The sequence below is a fragment of the Ideonella azotifigens genome (genome assembly GCF_006519715.1).
GTDB classification, from domain to species: Bacteria; Pseudomonadota; Gammaproteobacteria; order Burkholderiales; family Burkholderiaceae_C; genus Ideonella; species Ideonella azotifigens.
Genome location: NZ_VIDT01001128.1, coordinates 1 through 1,182 on the forward strand (window position 1 = coordinate 1; position 1,182 = coordinate 1,182).

Below are 1,182 nucleotides of genomic sequence, written 5' to 3' on the forward strand. Positions count from 1 at the left end.
TTCTCGCCATGGCGCTTCAATGTGGACGAAGCGGTGGCCCGGGCGCTGGCCGCGACGGGTTGGCAAGCGCCGGCGCCCGCAGGCCTGCCGTTGTCCCGCGAAGTGGTCGAGCAGGTGCTGCAGCCCTTCGCCGCGTTGCCGCAGGTGCAGGCGGCGCTGCAACTGGGCACCCGTGTCACGGCCATCAGCCGCGAGGGTTTCGACAAGGTCAGGAGCGACGGCCGGGCGCAGGCACCCTTCGTGATCCATGCGCTGAGAAGCGGGCAGGCTGTGCAGTTCCGGGCTCGCGCGGTGATCGACGCCACTGGCACCTGGGCCACCCCGAACCCGCTGGGAGGCAACGGCCTGGCGGCCGATGGCGAAGGCGAGGCCAGCGGCCAGATCTTCTACGGCATTCCCGACGTGCTGGGCCGGGACCGCACCCGGTACGAAGGCAAGCGCACGCTGGTGGTGGGTGCGGGCCATTCCGCGGCCAATGCGCTGCTGGACCTGGCCGCGCTGGCCAAGGCTTCGCCGACGACGCGGCTGGCCTGGGCGGTGCGCTCGACAGTGCCGCAGCGGGTCTATGGCGGCGGCGTGGCAGATGCGCTGCCGGCACGCGGCGAGCTGGGTGCGGCGCTGCGTCGCCTGCGCGAGAGCGGTGTGCTGGCCTTCCACAGTGGGGTGCGCATCACGGCCATCCGGCGGGCTGGCGCGCAACTCACAGTCGAGGGCCTGGACCTGCAGCAGCAGCCGGTGCGCATCGAGGGCCTCGACGAGATCGTCTGCGCGACCGGCCAGCGGCCCGACCTGAACATCACGCGCGAGTTGCGACTTCAGCTGGACCCTTGGCTCGAGTCCACCCAGGCGCTGGGCCCGCTGATCGACCCGAACCTGCACAGCTGCGGAACCGTCCGGCCGCATGGGCACCGTGAGCTGGCCCACCCTGAGGCGGACTTCTACACGGTGGGGGTCAAGAGCTATGGCCGTGCGCCCACCTTCTTGATGGCCACCGGTTTCGAGCAGGTGCGTTCGGTGGTGGCCGCCATCGCCAGCGACCTGCCTGCTGCGGACCGGGTCGAGTTGGACCTGCCGGAGACAGGGGTGTGCTCGTCCGACTTTGGGGTGAAGTCAGGCGCTGCGCTCTCCGGCGGCTGCTGCGGTCCTGCGCCAGTGGCCAGCCCGTCCATCGCGTTGGCTGCT

The 1,182-nt window shown here is 71.1% G+C and carries 1 protein-coding gene; it reads left to right on the plus strand.

The genetic code is table 11. The features are described from left to right. On the plus strand, positions 1-1,182 hold a 1,182-nt coding region (locus FKP22_RS33265), incomplete at both ends, for an NAD(P)/FAD-dependent oxidoreductase (RefSeq protein ID WP_170201204.1).